This window comes from Micromonospora sp. NPDC047812, from assembly GCF_040704175.1.
GTDB lineage: Bacteria > Actinomycetota > Actinomycetes > Mycobacteriales > Micromonosporaceae > Micromonospora.
Window position 1 is genome coordinate 99,529 of sequence record NZ_JBEYRY010000009.1, and the last position, 8,341, is coordinate 107,869.

General features: G+C 75.5%; 5 protein-coding genes. All 5 read right to left on the minus strand.

Going from position 1 to position 8,341, the window contains the following annotated elements; translation table 11 throughout:
* Positions 1-17 precede the first annotated feature (17 nt).
* Positions 18-1,193, minus strand: coding sequence for a PLP-dependent aspartate aminotransferase family protein (locus AB0883_RS25815; protein WP_366643889.1), 1,176 nt, complete (start codon positions 1,191-1,193; stop codon positions 18-20).
* Between the two features lie 121 nt (positions 1,194-1,314).
* Positions 1,315-2,160, minus strand: coding sequence for a carbon-nitrogen hydrolase family protein (locus AB0883_RS25820; RefSeq protein ID WP_366643891.1), 846 nt, complete (start codon positions 2,158-2,160; stop codon positions 1,315-1,317).
* A complete protein-coding gene (locus tag AB0883_RS25825; RefSeq protein ID WP_132238343.1) occupies positions 2,157-2,486 on the minus strand; it encodes an AzlD domain-containing protein in 330 nt (109 codons plus the stop codon). Before AB0883_RS25825 ends, AB0883_RS25820 begins: the two co-directional genes overlap by 4 nt.
* A 5-nt stretch (positions 2,487-2,491) precedes the next feature.
* On the minus strand, positions 2,492-3,370 hold the full coding sequence (locus tag AB0883_RS25830; RefSeq protein ID WP_366643892.1) for an AzlC family ABC transporter permease: 879 nt from the start codon (positions 3,368-3,370) through the stop codon (positions 2,492-2,494).
* A complete protein-coding gene (locus tag AB0883_RS25835; RefSeq protein ID WP_366643893.1) occupies positions 3,363-8,336 on the minus strand; it encodes an amino acid adenylation domain-containing protein in 4,974 nt (1,657 codons plus the stop codon). Before AB0883_RS25835 ends, AB0883_RS25830 begins: the two co-directional genes overlap by 8 nt.
* Positions 8,337-8,341 lie beyond the last annotated feature (5 nt).

Here is an 8,341-nt window from a genome sequence, read left to right on the forward strand (position 1 = left end):
CGCGGCCGGTCGGGGCGCTACTCCGCCCGGTCCGCCGCGTCGAGGGCCGCCAGGAAGTCGGCGACGAGGTCCTCGGTGTCCTCGATGCCGGTGGAGACCCGGACGAGGCCCTCGCCGATGCCCGTGGCGGCCAGCTGCTCGGCGTCGACGATCCCGGCCCACATCGAGCGCGGGTGCACCACGAGGGTGCTGACGCTGCCCAGGCTGGCCGCCCGCTTGGCCAGGCGCAGGCCGTCGAGCAGCCCGGCCGCCGCCCGCCCGTCGCGCAGCTCGACGCTGAGCACCCCGCCGAAGCCGGTCATCTGCCGGCCGGCCAGCTCGTGCTGGGGATGCGTCGGCAGCCCCGGGTAGCGGACCCGCCGCACGGCGGGGTGGCCCTCGACCGCCCGGGCCAGCGCCAGCGCGTTGGCGTTGTGCCGGTCCACCCGAAGCGACAGGGTGCGGATGCCGCGCAGCAGCAGCCAGGCGTCGATGGGGCCGAGGGTGCTGCCGGTGACGATGGCGGTCTGCCAGACCCGGTCGACCAGGTCGGCGGAGCCGACGATCACCCCGGCCGAGACGTCGGAGTGCCCGCCGAGGTACTTCGTCCCGCTGTGCCACACCAGGTCGGCGCCGAACTCCGCCGGCCGCTGGTTGACCGGGGTGGCGAAGGTGTTGTCGACCGCGACCAGCGCGTCGTTGGCGTGCGCCAGCTCGACGACGGCGGCCAGGTCGGTCAGTTCGAGCAGGGGGTTGCTCGGGGTCTCCACCAGGACCAGCCGGGTCTGCGGGCGCAGCGCCCGGACGAAGGCGTCGGTGTCGGTCTGGTCCACCTGGGTGAAGGCCACCCCGAAGCGGGCCAGCAGGCCGGTGACCAGGGACGTCGTGCCGCCGTACGTGCTGCGCTGCACGATGACGTGGTCCCCGGCGGAGAGCAGGGCCAGGGCGATCGTGCTGATCGCGCCCATCCCGGAGGCGGTGACCATGCCCGCCTCGGCGCCCTCCAGCTGGGCGACCACGGCGGCGACCTGCGCGTGGTTCGGGTTGCCGTAGCGCGTGTAGAAGGCGTGGCCCCGGGTCTCGGTGGCGACGGCGGCGAACTGCTCGTCGGACTCGGCGCTGAAGGTGGCGCTCTGCACGATCGGCGGCGACACCGCCCCGCCCGGGCTCAACCCGTCGTCGCCGTGGACAGCGATCGTGCCGGTGCCGGTCACAGGTTCTCCTCACGTGGTGGGCTGCCCGCCGGGACGGCGGGTCGGTCAGGTGCAGGCCTCGCCCGCGCGGCCGCGGCCCGGCGACGGCTCGTCCGGCGTGGACGCTCCCGGCGTACGGCGGTCACCCGGCCGGGACGGGCACGGCCGCCGGGGGCGGCGCGGGCGCGGCCCGGTCGGCGAGCATCCGCAGCGCGTGGCGGTGCCGGCGCAGGACCGCGTCGTCCAGGTCGGCGACGGCGAGCCCGGGGCCCGTGCCGGCGTCGGCGAGGACCCGACCGTCGGGAGCGTACACGGCGCTGCGACCGGCGAACTCCCAGCCGCCGTGCGATCCCGCGAAGTTGGCGAACAGCACGTAGCAGGTGTTCTCCAGGGCGCGGGCCGGGAAGTACACGCCGCGCCGGTGGTCGGAGTCGCCCGTCGTGAACGCGCCCGGGCACAGGTAGGCGTCGGCGCCGGCGAGGGCCAGCGCGCGAGCGTGTTCGGGGAAGCTCGCGTCGTAGCAGATGCCCAGGCCGAGCCGCCAGCCGCGCACCTCGACCAGGGCATCGGCGCGGCCCGGCACGAACAGCTCCCGCTCGTGGCCGTCGAGGTGGCGCTTGTCGTACCCGGCGGCGGGCCGGCCGTCCGCGCCGAGCACCAGGGCGCCGATCGCCCAGCCGTCGGCGCGCCGCCGGCAGCCGCCGACCACCGCCACCACCCGGTGGGCGCGGCAGGCCTCGGCGACGACGTCGAGCGGGTCACCGCCCGGCTCGACGGCGCACCGCGCGATGTCGGCGCGCAGCAGGCCGACGTCGTAGCCGCAGAGCGACAGCTCGGGGAAGACGACGAGGTGGACCCCGCGGGCCGCCGCCTCGGCGATGCTCTGCGCCGCGGTCCGCGCGTTGCCGGCCAGGTCACCGGGGACGGCGGTGACCTGGGCGGCCGCGACCCGCAGCGGGGCGCGACCGGCGGGACGCGCGGCCGTCACGCGGCCCCCAGCCACCAGCGCAGGCCGAAGAAGACCACCAGCCCCACCGTCCAGACGATCATGAAGCGCTCGACGAAGAGCCCGGTCACCAGCGTGACCAGGCCCGCCACCAGGTACGGCACGGTGACGACGGTGATCTCGATCCGGTTGTCCACCGGGGCGATCACCGACGGGACGGCGATGGCCGCCAGCAGCGCCGGCGGGAGGTAGCCGAGGAAGACCTTGACGTCGTCGGGAAGCACGCGGTCGCGGAAGACCAGCAGCGGCAGGTACCGGGGCGCGAAGGTGGCGAGCCCCATCCCGAGGATGAGCAGCAGCATGGACATTCCGGTCACCTTCCGTCCGTGTCACGGGCCGTCTCGACGGCCCGGCGTTCCCCGGCCGCCGCCCCGGCGGTACGCGGTGGCGGCGTTCGCGGTTCCCGCCCCGTCCCGCCCGGCTCCACCGGTGTCTCCTCCGGATCGCCCGACTCCGCCGGTTCCTCCGCCGGCTTCGGCGGGAACCACCGCCGTTCCACCACCTCGCAGGCCATGCCGATGAACGCGCCACCGAAGGCCGCCACGATCAGGCCGAGGTTGTAGGGCAGCCCGAGCAGGAGCAGGGCCAGCGCCCCGGCGGAGACCGCCGTCGTCCAGACCTTCCAACCGACCAGCGCCGAGGCGAGCACCACCAGGAAGACGGCGGTCATCGGGAAGTCCAGGCCGGAGCGCAACCGCTCGGGCAGCAGGTGCCCCGCGATCATGCCGACCACGGTGGCGATCGCCCAGTTGACGTACATGACGGCGGAGGCGCCGAAATAGAACATGCTCTTGCGCCGGGCCGGCTCGTCGCCCTTGATCCGGTCGAAGGCCACGAAGAACACCGCGTCGATCAGGCCGAAGCCCAGCAGCAGCCGCCACCGCTGCGGCAACTCCCGCACGTGCGGCGCGAGCAGCGTGGAGTAGATCAGCATCCGCAGGCTGAGGATCAGCGTCGTCAGGACGATGACCGGCCAGGCCGCGCCCTCCGAGATCAGCTTGAAGCCGATGAACTGGGCGGTCCCGGAGTTGACCACCATGGCCAGGCCGAACGTCTCCAGGTAGGACAGCCCGGCCGCCAGGCCGAGGGTGCCGCCGATCACGCCCAGCGGAAAGGCGGAGAGCAGGAACGGCACCATCGAGCGGGCTCCGGCGACGAACTCGCCCCGCGCGGTCGGCGTACGGTCAGACATGATCCTCCCCAGGACGGCGGGCGGACGGTACGGCGGAGGCCGTCGTCGGCGCGCCCGCTCCCGTCGCGCCGACGATAGCGGCCACGTCGGCCGCGCGGGTGCGGCAGAAGTAGTGCCCGCCCCCGTCGATCTCCCTCAACTCCACGTCGGCGGCGATCCGCCGCCACGCCTCGTGCGCCGCACCCGGCCCGACCGTCAACGGGTCGTCGGTGGCCACCACCACGGTGACCGGCACCGCCAGCGGCTCCCCCGCCCGGTCGCGCAGGTAGCGGTGCGAGCCGACGGCGTCGTGCCGGAAGGCGGCGACCAGCGCGTCGACGTGCCCGGCGTCCAAGCCGTCCAGCTCGGTGAAGCCGGTCTGGTCCACCAGCCAGCCCACCACGTCCGCCGCCGCCATCGCGGTGACCTCCGCGATGCTGGCATCGATCTCCTCCGGACCGCGCAGCAGCTTGCCGCCGAGGAACAGCCGCTCGGGTGCCCGGCCGGCGGCGGCGAGCAGCCGGGTGACCTCGATCGCCGCCGCCGCGCCGACGCAGTGCCCCCAGACCAGCACCGGCCGGCCGCCCAGCTCCCCGATCTCGGCAGCCACCCGGCGGGTCAGCTCCGGCAGGTCCAGCAGCGGCTCGGGCCGGCTGACGTCGTGCCCCGGCAGCGCCACGGCGTGCACCGCAATCCGGTGCGGGGCCAGCGCCTCGGCCAGCGGCCGGAAGGCGAGCGGGCTGCCCGCCGCGTACGGGAAGCAGACCAGGACCCGGTCGTGCGCGCCGTCCGGCGGGGACAGCGGTTGCAGCAGCCGGTCCTCCGGCGGGGCGTCCGCCTCGACGGCCCGCGCCAGCGGGCCGAGCGTCGAGGTGGTCATCAACTGACGCAGGGTGACCAGGGGCCGCAGCGCGGCGATCACCCGCATCGCGGCGAGCGAGTTGCCGCCCAGGTCGAAGAAGTTGTCCTCCTCGGCGATCCCGGCCACCGGCACGTCGAGCGCCCGCGCCCACGCCTCGGCGATCCGCCGGGCGACGGGCGTGCCCGGCGCGGTCCGCCCGCCTGGCGCCGCCGGCCGGCGCGTCGCCGGGGCGGCCCGGTCGAAGCGGCGCCGGGCCGGCGTGACCCGGGGCTCGGGCAGGCCGGGCCGCAGCCCGTCGTGGGCGCGCTCCGGGTCGGTCGCCAGCTCCGCCAGCACCCGCCGGTACACCTCCCCGATCCCCGCCGCCTGCTCCGGCGTGAAGGCCGCCGAATGGTAGTGCAGGCTCAGCCTGACCCGGTCGGTGAAGAAGTCCCGCATGAACTCGGCACGCAGCGCGAACTCCGTCTCCGTGCTCACCTGCACGTCGAGCAGGTCGAAGCCGGGCAGCTCGCGCAGCTGCTTGAGCAGGTAGAAGTGGGTGTAGTTGAAGACGGTCTCGAACAGCAGGTCGGTGGTGCCGGCGTCCGCCTTCATCTGCGCCATCGGGTAGCGCCGGTGGGGCAGCAGATCCGCCTCCGCGCGGTACACGGCCCGGACCAGGTCGGCCCAGGAGCCGTCGCCGAGGTCCACCCGCATCGGCACGGTGTTGAGGAACAGCCCCAGCGCCCCGGTGGCGCCCTCCGCCTCGGGCCGCCCGCTCTGCTCGTACCCGGTGATCACCTCGGTGTCCCCGGCGAGCGCGCCGACCACCTTGACGTGCGCGGCCAGCAGCACGGTCTTCAGCGGCACCGCCAACCGGTCGGCCGCGCGCAGCAGCCGCTCGGAGAGCGCGTCGTCGATCTCCACCTCGTGGAAGACCACCGGCCGCTCGGCCGCGACGGCCGGCGGCTGCCACCGGGGCAGCTCGGTCACCCCGCCCGCGGCGAGGACACCGCGCCAGAAGTCGCGGTCCGCCGCCGACTCCAGGGCCCGGCGTTCCAGGCCGATGTAGTCGCGGAAGTGGTTCTCGGCCGGCCCCTCGTCCGGCCGGTCCCCGGCCAGCAGCCGGTAGTAGGTGTCGAAGAGCTGGGTGTGCAGGAGGGTGATGCTCCAGCCGTCCAACGCCGAGTTGTGCTGGCTGACGCTGTAGCGGTAGAGCTCGTCGCCGAGGACGTGCACGTGGATGCGGACCAGGCCCGGCTCCCGCCAGCGGAACCGGTACGACTGCTCACGCGCGTGCCAGTCGGCGTACCAGCGCTCCTGCTCGGCCGGGTCGCGGTCGCGCAGGTCCACCACCCACAGTGGGCTCGGCGCGTCGGCGTGCACGAGTTGCAGGTACTCGCCGAAGCCGGTCAGGTGGTAGCTGGTCCGGAAGATCGGGTGGCGCGCGACGAGGATCCGCACCGCCTCGGTGAACGTCGCCTCGTCGAACGGCGCGTTGATCAGGAAACTGATGATGTCGTGGTACTGGGCGGCGCCCCGGGACAGCTCGTTCTCGTAGATCAGCCCCGCCTGGAGCTGCCCGAGCGGGTACGCGTCGACCACCCCGGCGGGCACCAGGGCCCGGTCCGCCTCGTCGAGCAGGGCGAACGGCGGGTGCGTCACCGCCCGCTCCGCGCCGGGCGGGCCGGCCGCGAGCAGCGCCGCGATCGTCGGGTGGCGGAACAACTGCTGGAACGTGAGGTCCACCCCGGCGGCGTGCGCCCGGGCCAGCACGGTGACGAAGTGGATCGAGTTGCCGCCGATGGCGAAGAAGTTGTCCTCCACCCCGACCCGGTCCAGACCCAGCACGTCGGCCCAGATGTCGGCGAGGATCCGCTCGGGCCCGCTGCGCGGCGCGACGTACGACCGCTGCGGCGCGGCCGGCTCGGGCAGCGCCCGCCGGTCCAGCTTGCCGCTGCCCGACAGTGGGAACTCCGCCAGCTCGACCACCCGGGCGGGGACCAGGTAGCTCGGCAGCACGGCGCCCAGGTGGGCGGTGAGCGTCGCCTCGCCCACCGGCTCGTCGGCGACCACGTAGCCGACCAGGTTGCCGTCGCGGGCCACCACCACGGCGTCCTTGACGCCCGGGTGCCCGCGCAGCGCCTCCTCCACCTCGCCCAGCTCGACGCGGTAGCCGCGCACCTTCACCTGGTGGTCGAGGCGGCCGAGGTAGTCGAGCGTGCCGTCGGGCAGCAGCCGGGCCAGGTCGCCCGTGCGGTACACCCGCTCCTCGGCCACCTCCGGCGCGGCGACGAAGCGGTCCCGGGTCAGCTCCGGCCGGTTCAGGTAGCCCCGGGCGAGCTGCACCCCGGCGATGCAAAGCTCCCCCGGCACCCCCACCGGCTGGGGGCGCAGCCGCTCGTCGAGCACGTACAGGCGGGTGTTGTCCACCGGCCGGCCGATCGGCACCCGCTCCCGGCCGGGCCCGCAGCGGTGGTGGGAGACGTCCACGGTGGCCTCGGTGGGCCCGTAGAGGTTGACCAGCGTCGCGCCGGGCAGCAGCTCCGCGAGCCGGTCCACCTGCCGGGGGCCCAGCGCCTCGCCGCTGGCGAAGACCTGCCGCAGGCTCGCCAGCCGGCCGGTGTCGACGGTACCGAGGTAGTCGAGGAACGCGCCCAGCATCGACGGCACGAAGTGCACGGTGGTGACGCCGTGCGCCTCGACCGCGCCGATGATGGCCTCCGGGTCGCGCTCCGCGCCGGCGGGGAGCAGGCAGACGGAGGCGCCCTCGCGGGCCCACCAGAACAGCTCCCACACCGACACGTCGAAGGTGGTGGGGGTCTTGTGCAGGATCACGTCGGCGGGGCCGATCGGGTACAGCCGCTGCATCCAGGCCAGCCGGTTGGCCAGCGAGCGGTGCTCGATCATCGCGCCCTTCGGGGCGCCGGTCGAGCCGGAGGTGTAGATGACGTACGCGAGGTCCCGCCCGTCGCGCGGCGCGTCGGGGCCGGGCGACGCGGCGGCGGGTACCGGGTCGGCGGTCGGCAGCGGGAGCACCGGCACGCCGTCGGGGACCCGCACCGGGTCGGCGGCGAGCACCACGGCGGCCCCGCTGTCGTCGAGCAGGTAGGCCACGCGCGCCGCCGGGTAGCCGGGGTCGACCGGCAGGTAGGCGCCGCCGGCGCGCAGGGTGGCCAGGATCGCCACCAGCTGCTCGCGGGAGCGCTCGGCGAGCACGGCGACGATCGACTCCGCGCCCACCCCGGCGCCGCGCAGCCGCTCGGCGTACGCGGCCACCCGGGCCTCCAGTTGCGCGTACGTCCAGCTGCCCGCGGCGGTGCGGACGGCGACGGCGTCCGGCCGGGCGGCGGCCCACCGGGCGACCCACTCGTCCGGCCGGCCGGCCGGGTCCTGGCCGACGCCGGTGTCGTTGACCTCGCGGAGCACGTCCCGGTCTCGGTCGGTCAGCAGGCTCAGGTCCGCCACCGGCGCGTCCGGCTCGGCCAGCGCCCGGCCGAGCAGCAGCGCCAGGTGGGCGCCGATCCGCTCGGCCGTGGCGCCGTGGTAGCGGCGGGCGTCGTGGTGGACCGTCACCTCGGCGGCGCCGAGGGCGAAGAACACCCCGACCCCGGCGCCGTCCGGGGCGCCGCCCCCCACCGCCACGTCGACGAGCGGGTGCGGGCCGGAACCACCGGCCGCCGCCAGTTCCTCGGCGAGCAGCTCGACCGGGTAGTCGGCGTGGCGGGCCGCCTCGGGCACCGCCGTGCGCAACTGCCCGACCAGGTCGCGGTAGCTGGTCTCCGCCGCGCAGCGCACCCGCAGCGGCAGCATCCCGGCCAGCTGCCCCGGCTCGCCGGGGCGGCCGACGAGCATGTCGTCGGCGCCGGTGTAGCGGCGCAGCAGGGCGGCGACCGCGGCCGTCACCAGGACCTGGCGGGCGTCCTCGCCGCCCCGGGCGGCCCGGGCGAGCCGGTCGACCAGCGCCTCGTCGAGCGGCACGGTGACGGCCGCCGGCTCGGGCGGGGCGCCGGGCGCCGGGGTGCGGTCGGCGGGAAAGGCGACCGGGTCGGCGCCGGAGCCGAGCACGGCACGCCAGTGGCGGGCGTGCTCCGGGCGGCGCGCCGCGGCGATCTTGAGCTGGCCCCGCGTCATCAGCGACTGCATCGTCT

What these genes read in the sequence shown, in the direction of transcription:
- AB0883_RS25825 (WP_132238343.1), bottom strand. Translation starts at nt 2,486, where the DNA reads ATGTCCATGCTGCTGCTCATCCTCGGGATGGGGCTCGCCACCTTCGCG.
- AB0883_RS25835 (WP_366643893.1), bottom strand. Translation starts at nt 8,336, where the DNA reads ATGCAGTCGCTGATGACGCGGGGCCAGCTCAAGATCGCCGCGGCGCGC.
- AB0883_RS25830 (WP_366643892.1), bottom strand. Translation starts at nt 3,370, where the DNA reads ATGTCTGACCGTACGCCGACCGCGCGGGGCGAGTTCGTCGCCGGAGCC.